Genomic DNA, 12793 nt, shown 5'->3' with positions numbered 1-12793 from the left:
CTGAACCCCTCCGCTGCGGGGAGCGCCTCCAGCTGCGGCCTGGAGAAATGGTCGTCCTACGGGAGCGTGATCCCGAGACCGCGCAGGGCGTCGAGTTCCGCCGCGGTCTCGATGCCCTCGGCCAGCACCGTCTCGCCGAGCGCCCGGGCGGTCAGCACGACACCCGCGACGATCGCGTGGCGCCCGGCGCGCGCGCTCGCCTTGCCGCGAGCAGCTTGAACGAACTGGTAGCGGTTTGCGTCGGTGACGCGGTCGAGGATCGTGCCGGCCGGCGCGCCGTTCAAACCGCGCCCCAGCGTCTCGTTTGCCCGGACGGACCCCTCCGTGAGATCGCGGATCGGCCGGAGCGCCATCGTGACGGCGACATCGAGGGTGGTGCCGGCGCGGCACGCGCGGCAGGCGGTGTCCGTCGTCAGGTCGGTCCTCCGTCGGAGCCCGCCGACCGGCCGACGGTGCTCGTCCGAGCTCGACGGACCCCTAAAGCGAGAGCCTTGGTATCTTAGCCGACAGTACCCTGGGAGGACGGCACCGTGACGCTGACCGATTTCCGCTTCGAGACCGATCCCGACGGCATCGCCATGGCGACCTGGGACATGCCCGGCCGCTCGATGAACGTGATCACCGAAGGCGTGATGGACCAGCTTGAGCAGATCATCGAGCAGGTCGCCTCCGATCCGGCGATCAAGGGCTGCGTCATCGCCACCGGCAAGGACAACTTCTCCGGCGGCGCCGACCTCACCATGCTCCAGGGGCTCGGCCGGGCCTACGAGCAGCTGAAGGCCGAACAGGGTGAGGAGGTGGCGATGCGCCACTTCTTCGAGGCCTCCCGTCGCCTCTCGCTGCTGTTCCGGCGCCTGGAGACAAGCGGCAAGCCGTTCGCGGCGGCGATCCAGGGCCTGTGCCTGGGCGGCGCCTTCGAGCTGGCGCTGTCCTGCCACTACCGGGTGGCATCGGAGGACGGGAAGACGCGCGTCGGTCTCCCGGAGATCAAGGTCGGCCTGTTCCCGGGCGGCGGCGGCACGCAGCGGGTCGCGCGCCTGATGCAGACCGGCGACGCCCTCCAGATGCTGTTCAAGGGCGAGCAGATCCGCGCGCCCATGGCCAAGGGCATGGGACTGATCCACGCGGTGGCACCCCAGGCCGAGATCGTAGAGCGCGCCAAGGCCTGGATCCGCGAGGGCGGCTCCGCGGTGGCGCCGTGGGACGTGCCGAAGTTCAAGGCGCCGTCGGGCAAGGTCTACTCGCCCGCCGGCATGATGATCTGGCCGCCCGCCAACGCCATCTACCGGCGCGAGACGCACGACAACTATCCGGCCGCGAAGGCGATCCTGGCCTCCGTGTACGAGGGCCTCCAGCTGCCGATGGACCTCGCCCTCCGGGTCGAGAGCCGGTACTTCGCGCATATCCTGCGCACCAAGGAGGCGGCGGCGATGATCCGCACGCTGTTCATCTCCATGGGCGAGCTGAACAAGGGCGCACGCCGGCCAAAGGCCGTACCGGCCACGAACCTGCGCAAGGTCGGCGTGATCGGCGCCGGCTTCATGGGCGCGGGCGTCGCCTACGTCACCGCCCAGGCCGGCATCGAGGTGGTGCTGGTCGACCAGTCGGTCGAGGCGGCCGAGAAGGGCAAGGCCTACGCCCACACGCTCATCACCGGCCAGATCAACAAGGGCCGGGCCAAGACCGTCGACCGGGACGCGCTCCTCGGACGCATCCAGGCGACCGCGGATTACGGCGCGCTCGCCGCATGCGACCTCGTGATCGAGGCGGTGTTCGAGGATCCGAAGGTGAAGGCCGAGGTGATCCGGAAGGTCGAGGCGGTGATCCGCCATGACGCGATCTTCGCCTCCAACACCTCGACCCTGCCGATCACCGGGCTGGCCATGGGTTCGCAGCGGCCGGATCAGTTCGTCGGCATCCACTTCTTCTCGCCGGTGGAGAAGATGATGCTCGTCGAGATCATCAAGGGCGAGGCGACCGGGGACGCGGCGCTCGCCACAGCCCTCGACTACGTTCGGCTGATCAAGAAGACCCCGATCGTCGTCAACGACGCCCGCGGCTTCTTCGCCAACCGCTGCGTCGGGGCCTACATCCTCGAAGGCCACAAGATGCTCGCCGAGGGCGTCCCGCCGGCCATGATCGAGAGCGCCGGCCGTCAGGCGGGCATGCCGGTCGGGCCGCTGTCGCTCAACGACGAAGTCGCCCTCGATCTCGTGTTCAAGATCGCCAAGGCCACCGAGGCCCAGGTCGGCCAGGGCGCCGTCGACCCGGCCCAGAAAGCGATCCTCGCCGAGATGGTCGAGAAGCAGGGCCGGCTCGGCCGGAAGAACCGGAAAGGCTTCTACGACTACCCCGAGGGTGCGCCGAAGCGCCTCTGGCCGGGCCTGAAGGATCTGCAGCCGAACCGCCTCGACCCGGATGCGGTCGACTTCACCGAGCTGAAGCGGCGGCTCCTGGTGGTTCAGGCGTTGGAAGCCGCCCGCACGGTGGGCGAGGGTGTCGTCACGGACCCGCGCGAGGCGGATGTGGGCTCGATCCTGGGCTTCGGCTTCGCGCCGTTCACCGGCGGTGCCTTGTCCTACATCGACTTCATGGGCGCGGCGGCCTTCGTGGATCTCGCGCGGGCACTAGAGGCGAAGCACGGCCCCCGCTTCCGGGTGCCCGACAACCTGGCCGCGATGGCGGAGCGCGGCGGCACGTTCTACGGTCAGGCCGAGAAGCGCGCGGCCTGATCGGTTCCGCTCGACGACGTGGGCTCCGCCGTCTTTGCGAGCGGAGCGAAGCGACCCAGCCAAGCGCGACGCCGTCCGACGTTCGGCTGCCCTGGGTCACTTCGCTTCGCTGGTGATGACGGGAGGGATGCGTCTTCCGAGGCGAGCCGACGGACATCGTCTCAGGCCGCGCCCGCGATCCGCGCCTTCGTGCCGAGCATCCGCGCGAGGAGCACCACATCGGCGGCATTGTCCGACATCAGGTCGGTGATGTCGCCGACTTCGAGCGCCTTCACGTGGCGGCAGCGCATGCCGTAGCGGCCGGCCGTGCAGGTGCAGCGCAGTTCCGGGCCGCCGGGCCGCTCCTCCAGACTCACGTGATACCGATTGCCGGTCGAGCCTCGCACGGCGAAGCGCAGGGCTGCCGGCGCTTCCGGGAAGGCCGCCATCGCCCGCCCGCTGATCGCCCCGGGTACGCGGCGGGGCAGGGCGGGGCCACCCACCGCCCGCGTGATCGGCAGGCCGATCACGGCGGCCAGCGCGTGGATGTCCTCGGCCTCCCGCTCGCGCATCGCCGCGAGGGCGATCGCCGCGCAGGCATAGGCGTCCTCGCCGGCATCGTGGTGCTCGAAGCGGATCCCGAGGCGCCGGGCGACCTTGCCGAGCCCGCAGCCCTCCGCCGCCGGGAAGACCCGGCGCGCCACCTGGACCGTGCACAGATACGAGAGATCCGGCACGGGCACGCCGGCCCGCGCGAGCCCGGCACGCAGCACGCCGATGTCGAAGCTCGCGTTGTGCGCCAGGATGAGCCCGCGGGCGAGATCGTCGAGGTAGGGGGCCATGACGGCCGCGAACCCCGGCGCGTCGGCGACGTTCGCCGGGAGGATGCCGTGGACCCGGATGTTGCCCGGCGCGAAGCGCATCTCGGGCGGGCGGATCAGGTGGCTCTCCTGGCGGACGATCCGGCCGTCCGCGATCCAGGCAAGCCCCACCGCGCAGGCGCTGTCGCGCCGCTCGTTGGCCGTCTCGAAGTCGAGGGCCAGGACCGTCATCGCGGATCTACCGTGCCGGGTGGGAGTTCTCGGAGCGTTCTCCCGCAGGTCTAGGCTGCCGCGACTCGGGCATCAACCCTGCGCGACCATCCCGAGCCAATCGTCTTCCGACACGACCCGGACGCCGTGCTTCTGCGCGTCCTTCAGCTTCGAGCCCGCGCCCGGACCCGCCACCACCAGATCGGTTTTGGCCGAGACCGAACCGGAGACCTTGGCGCCGAGCCGTTCGGCCACCGCCTTGGCCTCGTTGCGGGTCATCTTCTCGAGGGTGCCGGTGAACACCACGGTCTGGCCGGCGAACGCCGAGGCCGAGGCGGGGCGCTCCAGCGGCTCGACCTCCACCTCGTCGAGCAGGGCCATGACGGCGTCGGCATTGTGCGGCTCGGAGAAGAACACGATCAGCGCGTCTGTGGCCACCGGGCCGATCTCTCCGTCGTCGGCGAAGAGCCGGTAGGCATCGCCCGGTCGCTGACCCGCCGCCCGCTCGACCGCCGCGCGCACCGCGTCGGCATCACCGTAATGGGCGAGCAGGTTCTCGCGCTGGACGGCGCTCACGCGCGCACGCTCCTTGGCCGGCTCTTTGGCCTGCTCCTTGGTCGTGTCGTCCTGCGGGAAGCCCAGATCGAGCAGCCGGTCCCGGGTCGTCGCGCCGACCCGCGGCACGGCGGTCAGCTCCACCCAATCGGGCCCGGGTTGGGCGGCCGTCGCCTCACGGATCGCCGCGACGAGGGTCGGCATGTCGAGGAAGCGCTTCGCCAGCGCCTTGGCGGTCGCCTCGCCGATCTGCGGGATGCCGAGGGCGAAGAGCAGGCGATTCATCGGCACCCGCCGGCGCGCCTCGACGCCCGCGAGCAGGTTCTTGATCGCCTTGTCCTCGTCGTCGCCCTTCTTCTTGGTGGCTTTCTTCGGCGGTTCGGTCGCGCCGGATTCCGCGCGCCGCTCGGCCGAGAGCGCCTCGCGCCGCGCCACGATCGCGTCTTTCAGCTTCTCGAAGTCGAGCCGGAACAGGTCGGCGGGCTGGTGCACGAGGCCCGCCTCGAACAGCACCTCGATGTAGGTCTCGCCGAACCCCTCGATGTCGAAGCCGTTGCGCGAGACGAAGTGCTTCAGCCGCTCCACCCCCTGCGCCGGGCAGATCAGGCCGCCGGTGCAGCGGCGCACGGCGTCGGGCCGGCCCGTGCGCGGGTTGACGGCGCGGACGGCGCGGCTGCCGCAGGCCGGACAGGCCTCCGGGAAGGCGTAGGGCCGCGAATCGGCCGGGCGCTTCGACAGATCGACGTCCATCACCTTCGGGATGACATCGCCGGCCCGGACCACCGTCACCGTGTCGCCGACACGGATGTCGCGGCCGTCGCGGATCGGCTCGCCGTCCGCCCCGACGCCCTTCACATAGCCCTCGTTGTGCAGGGTGGCGTTCGACACGACCACGCCGCCGACCGTCACGGGCCGCAGCTTCGCCAGCGGGTTCAGCGAGCCGGTGCGGCCGACATTGATGACGATGTCGTCCACGACCGTCGTCGCCTCCTGCGCGGCGAATTTGTGCGCCAGCGCCCAGCGCGGCGAGCGCGAGACGAAGCCGAGCCGGCGCTGGAGCGCGAGGTCGTCGACCTTGTAGACGACGCCGTCGATGTCGTAGCCGAGCCCGGCGCGGTCGGCCTCGATGCGCCGGTAATGGGCGAGCATCGCGTCCGTGTCGGTGAAGGTCTCGGTCCGCGGGTTCACCGGCAGCCCCCAGGCGGCGAAGCGTTCCAGCGTCCCGGACTGCGTCCCGGCGATGGGTGCCGACAGCTCGCCCCAGGCATAGGCGAAGAATCGGAGCGGCCGGGACGCGGTGATCGCCGGGTCGAGCTGGCGCAGGCTGCCGGCGGCCGCGTTGCGGGGGTTGGCGAAGAGCGGTTTGCCGGCGGCCTCCTGGCGGCCGTTGATGGCGGCAAAATCGGCGTGCGACAGGTAGACCTCGCCGCGCACCTCGCAGATTGCCGGCCAGCCTGAGCCCGCGAGCGTCGCCGGGATGTCCCGCACGGTGCGGGCGTTGGTCGTGACGTTCTCGCCGATCTCGCCGTCGCCGCGGGTGGCGGCGGTCTCGAGGCGGCCGTCGACGTAGCGCAGCGACAGGGACAGGCCGTCGATCTTGGGCTCGGCCGTGAAGGCGAGAGGCGCCGCGTCGGACAGGCCGAGGAAGCGACGCACCCGGGCCACGAACTCGGCGACCTCCGCCTCGTCGAAGGCGTTTCCGAGGGAAAGCATCGGCACGGCGTGCCGCACCTTCGCGAACTTCTCCGAGGGTTTCGCACCCACCGAGGTGCTGGCCGCCCCCGTGCCGGCGAGATCGGGATAGCGGGTCTCGAAGTCCTCCAGTCGCCGGCGGAGGCGGTCGTATTCCGCGTCCGAGATCTCGGGCGCATCCTCCTGGTAGTAGAGCCGGTCGGCTTCCAGGATCGCGTCGGACAGGCGCGCGTGCTCGGCGCGCGCCTCGTCGGCGGTGAGGTCGAGATCGGACGGATCGGTTTTCGCAGCGGCCATGGCGGGGTTCTAACGCATCGGTGGCCGGCGGGGAGTCGCTTGAGGCGCGGCGTCCCCGGTTCCCTCAATCCTCCCGGTCGAGCAGATCGCCGCGGCCGGTCATCCGGAAGGCAGCCAGGAAGACGATCGCCACGAGGGCCGCCACGGCGTGCAGCGGCAGGACGGGCGCCAGCCAGCCGGCCAGGGCGGTGCCGACCACCGAGCCGAGATTCATCGCCGCCATGTAGACCTCGAACTGCGTGGCCGCCCCGGCCCGCCCGCGGCTCGCCTGGAGGAGGGTCGGCATCAGTGCGACGATCAGCAGACCGGGCAGCATGTTGGTGAGCGCGAGGATGACCGGGCCCGCCGGGCCGACGAGACCCAGGCCGATCAGCCCACCGGCGAGGACGAAGGTTGCCGCGCTCGCGAGGAGGAGGGCGCGCAGCGGGCGCACCGGCCCGGCCCTGTCCGACCAGACGCCGACCGCGACCGCCCCGGCCGTGCCGCTCGCCAGCGCCAGGGCGGCCTGGAGGCGCGACAGGGCGGCCGGGTCCCAGCCCTGTCGCTGAAGGAGATCGACCGAGAAGGGCAGCTCGAACAGGCCGAGCGCACCGTCGAGGCCGAAGCAGAGGGCGAGGAGCCTCAGCGCGCGCGGTCGCCTCAGGGATGCGGCGAGCCGCAGCAGGAAGCGCCGGAACGGGAGGGGACGCCGCGCGCCTCCGCGCCGGGCAAGCGCGACGAGTGCGTCCGTCGGTGCCTCGCGGATCAGCAGCATCGGCAGGCTGGCCAGGATGACGGCCACGAGGAGCCAGCGGACGCTCATGGCGACACCGGATGTCGCCAGCAGCCACCCGAACAGTGCGGCGCTGGTGCTGGTGCCTGCCACGAAGCCGGCCCGGGTGCAGGCGCTGACCCGCCCGAGTTCGGCCGCCGGGACGTGGTCCATGATCATGCGATCGCAGGCTGTGTCGAGCAGGGATGCGAACACGCTGTGGGCGAGGAAGATCAGGCCGAGGGCGCCGATCCCGCCGGCACCGGGGAGCAGCAGAAGCGCGAGCGCCCCGTGGCATCCGAGGATCCCCGCGACGGCGAAGGGCCGGCGCCGCCCCATCCGGAAGTCTCCGGCGCGATCGATCAGGGGTCCCCAGAGGATGGGCTGCAGGGTCCAGGGCAGACCCGCCAGGGCGAAGTGAAGCCCGATCTCGGCCGCGGAGACGCCCTGGACCGCGAGGTGGTTGGCCAGCGCCGTCAGGGAGAATCCGGCGACCAGGCCCTGATAGAGATAGGTCGCGAAGAAGACGCCGTAGCGCGCGCGGCGACCGGCGAGGCTCGGCAGGCCCCGGGCGCCGAGGGGAAGGCCTGCCGCGCCCGGCGCGTTCAACCCGGGTGCCCCTTGTCGGCCCGGTGCCGGACCGCGATGCTCGTCATGCCGTCATCACCGGGGCCGTTCGCGTGAAGCTTCACAGAGACGACGTTAGCCTGTGCCTCCCGCCGCGGCGAGCGGGCGAAGCCGCGCAGCACTGGTCGTGCGGGTCGCGAGGGGACGCGTGTCCTCTCACACAGGACATCGCGTGACCGCGGTCTCGGCTTGGCTCGTCGATCTCGCGCTTCCGCCCGCCCGGCTCGACCGCTGCAGCGAGATCCTCGACGCGGCCGAGCGCGACCGCGCCGACCGGTTCCTGCGGGCGGCGGATCGCGCGCGGTATGTGGCGAGCCACGCCGCGCTCCGGCTGATCCTCGCGGAGCAGCTCGCCCTCGACCCGACCGAGATCCGTCTCGCATCGGGACCGGGCGGCAAGCCCGAACTGGCCGGCACGGACCGGGGGATCCTGGCGTTCAACCTGTCGCATTCCGGGGACCGCGCGCTGGTCGGCCTGACGGCGGGCGCCGCGATCGGCGTCGACGTGGAGGCGATCCGGCCGATCCCGGACGCCGTGCAGATCGCGCGGGGGCATTTCGCTCCCGATGAGGCGGCAGCCTTGGCGGCACTGCCCCCGGACGCGGTCGAGCCGGCCTTCTTCGGCCTCTGGACCCGGAAGGAGGCGGTGGTGAAGGCGCTGGGAACGGGCCTGTCGCTGCCGCTCGGCCGGTTCAGCGTCACCCTGCCGCCCGCGCCGCCGCGCCTCCTGCGCATGGCGCCCGGCGGCGCCTGGACCCTGGCGGCGCTCGATCCCGGGCCGGGCTATGCCGCCACCGTCGCGGTGCGGGCGGCCGACGCGGCGATCGTGTGCCGCGGCATGGCCGCCGATTGGCCGGATCGACTTGGCTGAAACCGGCAAGACCGCGCTTGCGGCCCGGGAACGGCGCGGCTATAAGCCCGCTCACCGGCCCTGGCGGACACGCGGGACGGTCTTCGGAGTGTAGCGCAGTCTGGTAGCGCACCACGTTCGGGACGTGGGGGTCGCAGGTTCAAATCCTGCCACTCCGACCAGCTTTTCCCGAGAGCCCAATCCGAAGCTGGCAAGAGCAACAGACCCATTCGGGGCGGGCCGGCGTCGGTCCGCTCGGCGATCCGTGCCTTGCGGCGGGCTCGCGGAGGGCGTTTATGCCTCCCGCTCATGGCCGGACTCTCGCCAGAACCACGCCGCTCTCTGAACGCCTCCGCGCTCTGGGCCGCGTTCGCGCGGAGTTTCGTCACCTGCGCCATCCTTGTCGGCGCCGCGGTGCTGCTCTTCATCGCGGCGATCGACCCGTACGGCCTGCGCGCGGCGCCCGGGCGGCCTCCGGGTCCGATCATGGACGCCAACCAGCGGCTCTCCTACCCGCAGATCGCCCGCGGCGGCCCCTTCGACGCGGCCGTGTTCGGGACCTCGACCGCGCGGCTTCTCGACCCGGACGCCCTGGACGCCGCCTTCGGATACCGCTTCGCGAACCTCGCGGTGAACGCGGCGACGCCGGACGAGCAGATCCGGCTGGCGCAGCTGTTCCTGGCACACCGGACCGTTCGGGCGGTCCTGTTCGGGCTCGACGCGACGTGGTGCGCCGCGGATCCGCCGCCGCGGACCGCCAACGCCTTTCCCGACTGGCTGTACGCGGACGGTGCGCCCTGGGGCGTGCTGCGGCAGGTCAGCCTGCGATCCGTCACGGTCGCGGTGCAGGCCGGTCTCGCCCGGCTCGGCCTGACGCGCCCCCGGATCCGCCGCGACGGTTACGCGGTCTTCACGCCGCCGGAGGACCGCTACGATCCGGAGCGCGCCCGCGCCCACATCCGCGCCGGCGCCCTCGATCCGGCCGCCCGGGCGGATGCGCCCGACGAGCCCATGCCGGCGCTGGCGCGGCTCGACCTGCTCCTGACCCGGGTGCCCGCGGACGCGCTGAAGCTCCTCGTCTTCATGCCGGTCCACGCGGCCGCGCAGGGGGCTCCAGGAACGCCGGCCGGCCTTCGGGAGGAGGCCTGCAAGGCGCGCGTCGCGGCGCTCGGGGCCCGTCACGGCGCGGTGGCTGTGGATTTCCGCCGCGTGTCGCCGCTGACCAGCCAGGACGCCCATTACTGGGACGCCTTGCACTACCGCCTGCCGGTGGCGGCCCGCGTCGTGGCGGATCTCCAGGCGGCCGTCGCCCACGGAACGGACGATCCCGGCGGCGATTATCGGGTGCTCACGCCCCGTTGAGACGGCTCAGGCGGTCGTTGAGGCGGCGCGCTCGGCCCGGGCCCAGCCCTCGCGGGTGCTGCCGCAATAATCGGCGAACCGGCCGTCCCGGATGGCCGCGCGGGCGCCGGCCATCAGGTCCTGATAATAGGCGAGATTGTTCCACGTCAGCAGCATCATCCCGAGGATCTCGTTCGAGCGGACCAGATGATGCAGGTAGGCCCGGGAGTAATCCCGCGCGGCCGGACAGGACGAGGCGTCGTCCAGCGGCGCCGTATCCTCGGCGTGGCGCGCGTTGCGCAGGTTGACGCGCCCGTGCCGGGTATAGGCCAGACCGTGGCGGCCGGCGCGGGTCGGCATCACGCAGTCGAACATGTCGATGCCGCGGGCGACCGCTCCCAGAATGTCGTCCGGCGTGCCGACACCCATCAGGTACCGCGGCTTGCCCTGCGGCAGATGCGGCTCGACCGTCTCGATCATGGCGAACATCACCGCCTGCGGCTCGCCCACCGCGAGGCCGCCCACGGCGTAGCCCTTCAGGTCGAGGTCGGTCAGCGCCCGGGCGCTCTCGACCCGGAGCGCCGGCACGTCGCCGCCCTGGACGATCCCGAACATCGCCCGGCCGGGCTGCTCGCCGAAGGCGACCCGGCAGCGCTCGGCCCAGCGCAGCGACAGGTGCATCGCCTTCTCGATCGCGCCATGCTCGGCCGGCAGGCGCACGCACTCGTCGAGCTGCATCTGGATGTCGGAGCCGAGCAGACCCTGGATCTCGATCGACCGCTCCGGGCTCATGTGGTGGGCCGTGCCGTCGATATGCGAGCGGAAGGTCACGCCCTGCTCGTCGATCTTCCGCAGGGCCGAGAGCGACATGACCTGGAAGCCGCCGCTATCCGTCAGGATCGGCCGGTCCCAGTTCATGAAGCGGTGGAGACCGCCGAGGCGCGCCATGCGCTCGGCGCCCGGCCGCAGCATGAGGTGATAGGTGTTGCCGAGCACCACGTCGGCGCCCAGCTCCCGCACCTGCTCCGGATACATCGCCTTGACGGTGGCGGCCGTACCCACCGGCATGAAGGCCGGCGTGCGGATCGTGCCGCGCGGCGTGACGATCTCGCCGGTGCGAGCCGTGCCGTCCTGCGCCCGCAGGGTGAAGCCGAAGGGGACAGGGTCGGTCATGGTGCATCCGCGCCGGGGCCCGGGAAGAGCAGGCTGGCGTCGCCGTAGGAGTAGAACCGGTAGCCGCTCCGGATCGCGTGCTCGTAGGCATCCCGCATGGTCTCCAGACCCGAGAAGGCCGAGACCAGCATGAACAGCGTCGAGCGCGGCAGGTGGAAGTTGGTCACCAGGGCATCGACGGCGCGGAACCGGTAGCCGGGCGTGATGAAGATGTCGGTGGCGCCCGAGAAGGCCGACAATCTGCCGTCCGGGCTGGCGGCGCTCTCGAGGAGGCGCAGGGCGGTCGTGCCCACCGCCACGATCCGGCCGCCGGAAGCCCGGGCGGCGTTCAGCGCCTCCGCGGTCTCCGCGTCCAGGATGCCGACCTCCGCGTGCATGCGGTGACCATCCGTATCGTCCGCCTTGACGGGCAGGAAGGTGCCGGCGCCGACATGCAGGGTGACGTGATGGCGGCGCAACCCGGCGGCGTCGATCGCCGCGAGCAGCGCCTCGGAGAAGTGCAGGCCGGCGGTGGGGGCCGCGACCGCGCCGGGCCGGCGGGCATAGACCGTCTGGTAGTCGGTGGCGTCGCGCGCGTCCGTGGGGCGCTTGCCCGCGATGTAGGGCGGCAGCGGCAGGGCGCCCTCGGCCGCGATGGCCGCGTCGAGCGCGGCGCCGGCCCGGTCGAAATCGAGCACGACCTCGCCGGCCTCCGCCTTCTCGACGACCACGGCGGTCAGGCCGCCGAAGCGCAGGACGTCGGCGACGCTGAGCCGTTTGGCCGGGCGGGCGAAGGCGCGCCAGCGGGCCGGCGCCTCGCGCAGGTGCAGCATCACCTCCGTCCGCTGGCCCGGGGCGCCGGGTCGCGTCCGCACCCCGTTCAGCCGGGCCGGGATCACCCGCGTGTCGTTGAAGACGAGGACGTCGCCCGCCCGCAGCGCCCCGGGCAGGTCACGGACGTTCCTGTCCGTCGGCGGCGAGCCTGGACGCACCACGAGCAGCCGCCCGGCATCGCGCGGCTCGGCAGGACGCAGGGCGATGCTGGTTTCCGGAAGGTCGAAATCGAACAGGTCCACGCGCATCGCGGGCTGCCTGCACCGAACGGCAGCGGGTTTCAACCGCGGAACCGGTTCGGGGCCTGTCCGTTTCTCGCCTCACCGAGACGCGAGACGCCCTGCCGATGCCCTGGTACGCCGTACGACCTCGAGACGCCGCCGATCCGCGCTGGCCGCTGCCGGGAACGGAACAGATCGTCCTGAAGGCGGACGACCCGGACGGGGCACGGGTGAAGTTCGCGCAGGCCTATCCGAGCCAGCCCTTCGGCAGCCCGGCCGCACCTGTGCCCGATGCCGGCATCGGCGGCTTCCGCGCGGAACCGGACGCGCTGATCGTGTCCGAGACGGGCGAGCCGCCCGCGCCGCGGGAGTAGGGCCGGTGGCTACGGCCCGCCGACCCGGGCGGATCACCCTGGATGGCCAGCTCCTCAGTTACTGGGAGCGCGAGGCCACGCGCCTCGACGCCCTGGCCGCGGCAGCGAGCTTCGGCTGGCAGCGCCGCCGCTATCAGCGGAAGGCGGAGGCGGCCCGCGCGAAGGCGCAGCGCAGCCGAGAACGCGAGGCCGCCCGCGGCGCGGCCGGGCCGGACGCACCAAACGAGACGGAGACCCGATCGATCTCCCCGCCGGAGACTTAGCCTGGGCTAAGACATTTTCGGCTCCCTTGAACCTTTGCCGTGGCCTTGGGCGTCGATGTTCCCGTATGGGGCCGCCGACACACGAACGGCGCAG

General features: G+C 72.0%; 11 protein-coding genes and 1 tRNA gene. 6 read left to right on the top strand and 6 right to left on the bottom strand.

The window, feature by feature from the left end:
- Positions 1-56 precede the first annotated feature (56 nt).
- The gene (locus tag MMSR116_RS10535) at positions 57-353 is read right to left on the bottom strand and encodes an EAL domain-containing protein (RefSeq protein WP_010681828.1); all 297 of its coding nucleotides are present in this window, start codon (positions 351-353) and stop codon (positions 57-59) included.
- Between the two features lie 177 nt (positions 354-530).
- Between MMSR116_RS10535 and MMSR116_RS10530 the strand changes: the two genes are divergently transcribed.
- Positions 531-2732 (top strand): 3-hydroxyacyl-CoA dehydrogenase NAD-binding domain-containing protein, encoded by a 2202-nt coding sequence (locus MMSR116_RS10530; protein WP_010681829.1) that lies wholly within the window; start codon positions 531-533, stop codon positions 2730-2732.
- A 161-nt stretch (positions 2733-2893) separates the two neighbouring features.
- On the opposite strand, the gene MMSR116_RS10525 is transcribed toward MMSR116_RS10530, so the two are convergent.
- From MMSR116_RS10525 to MMSR116_RS10515, 3 genes are all read right to left on the bottom strand, one after another.
- Positions 2894-3763, bottom strand: coding sequence for a 3'-5' exonuclease (locus tag MMSR116_RS10525; protein WP_010681830.1), 870 nt, complete (start codon positions 3761-3763; stop codon positions 2894-2896).
- Positions 3764-3835: 72 nt separating this feature from the next.
- Positions 3836-6286, bottom strand: a complete 2451-nt coding sequence (ligA, locus tag MMSR116_RS10520; protein WP_010681831.1) for an NAD-dependent DNA ligase LigA — start codon at positions 6284-6286, stop codon at positions 3836-3838.
- Between the two features lie 64 nt (positions 6287-6350).
- Complete coding sequence (locus MMSR116_RS10515; protein WP_010681832.1) at positions 6351-7646, bottom strand: MFS transporter; 1296 nt, start codon at positions 7644-7646, stop codon at positions 6351-6353.
- Between the two features lie 190 nt (positions 7647-7836).
- Between MMSR116_RS10515 and MMSR116_RS10510 the strand changes: the two genes are divergently transcribed.
- From MMSR116_RS10510 to MMSR116_RS10500, 3 genes are all read left to right on the top strand, one after another.
- Complete coding sequence (locus MMSR116_RS10510) at positions 7837-8535, top strand: 4'-phosphopantetheinyl transferase family protein (RefSeq protein WP_010681833.1); 699 nt, start codon at positions 7837-7839, stop codon at positions 8533-8535.
- An 84-nt stretch (positions 8536-8619) separates the two neighbouring features.
- A tRNA-Pro gene (locus MMSR116_RS10505) sits at positions 8620-8696 on the top strand.
- Positions 8697-8823: 127 nt separating this feature from the next.
- Positions 8824-9876 carry a hypothetical protein gene (locus MMSR116_RS10500; protein ID WP_010681834.1) on the top strand — a complete coding sequence of 351 codons (1053 nt, stop codon included), beginning with the start codon at positions 8824-8826 and terminating at the stop codon, positions 9874-9876.
- 6 nt (positions 9877-9882) lie between these two features.
- Here the strand turns inward: MMSR116_RS10500 and tgt are convergent, their stop codons facing one another.
- Positions 9883-11028 carry a tRNA guanosine(34) transglycosylase Tgt gene (gene tgt / locus MMSR116_RS10495; protein ID WP_010681835.1) on the bottom strand — a complete coding sequence of 382 codons (1146 nt, stop codon included), beginning with the start codon at positions 11026-11028 and terminating at the stop codon, positions 9883-9885.
- Positions 11025-12089, bottom strand: coding sequence for a tRNA preQ1(34) S-adenosylmethionine ribosyltransferase-isomerase QueA (gene queA / locus MMSR116_RS10490; protein WP_010681836.1), 1065 nt, complete (start codon positions 12087-12089; stop codon positions 11025-11027). Before queA ends, tgt begins: the two co-directional genes overlap by 4 nt.
- Before the next feature lie 98 nt (positions 12090-12187).
- Between queA and MMSR116_RS10485 the strand changes: the two genes are divergently transcribed.
- Together MMSR116_RS10485 and MMSR116_RS10480 are read left to right on the top strand one after the other, a co-directional pair.
- Positions 12188-12436 (top strand): hypothetical protein, encoded by a 249-nt coding sequence (locus MMSR116_RS10485; RefSeq protein ID WP_010681837.1) that lies wholly within the window; start codon positions 12188-12190, stop codon positions 12434-12436.
- 5 nt (positions 12437-12441) lie between these two features.
- Positions 12442-12699 (top strand): hypothetical protein, encoded by a 258-nt coding sequence (locus tag MMSR116_RS10480; RefSeq protein ID WP_010681838.1) that lies wholly within the window; start codon positions 12442-12444, stop codon positions 12697-12699.
- Positions 12700-12793 lie beyond the last annotated feature (94 nt).

It is taken from the genome of Methylobacterium mesophilicum SR1.6/6 (assembly GCF_000364445.2).
GTDB lineage: Bacteria > Pseudomonadota > Alphaproteobacteria > Rhizobiales > Beijerinckiaceae > Methylobacterium > Methylobacterium mesophilicum_A.
Note: the sequence above shows the minus strand (reverse complement) of the source record. Positions and strands in the feature narration are given on the sequence as shown.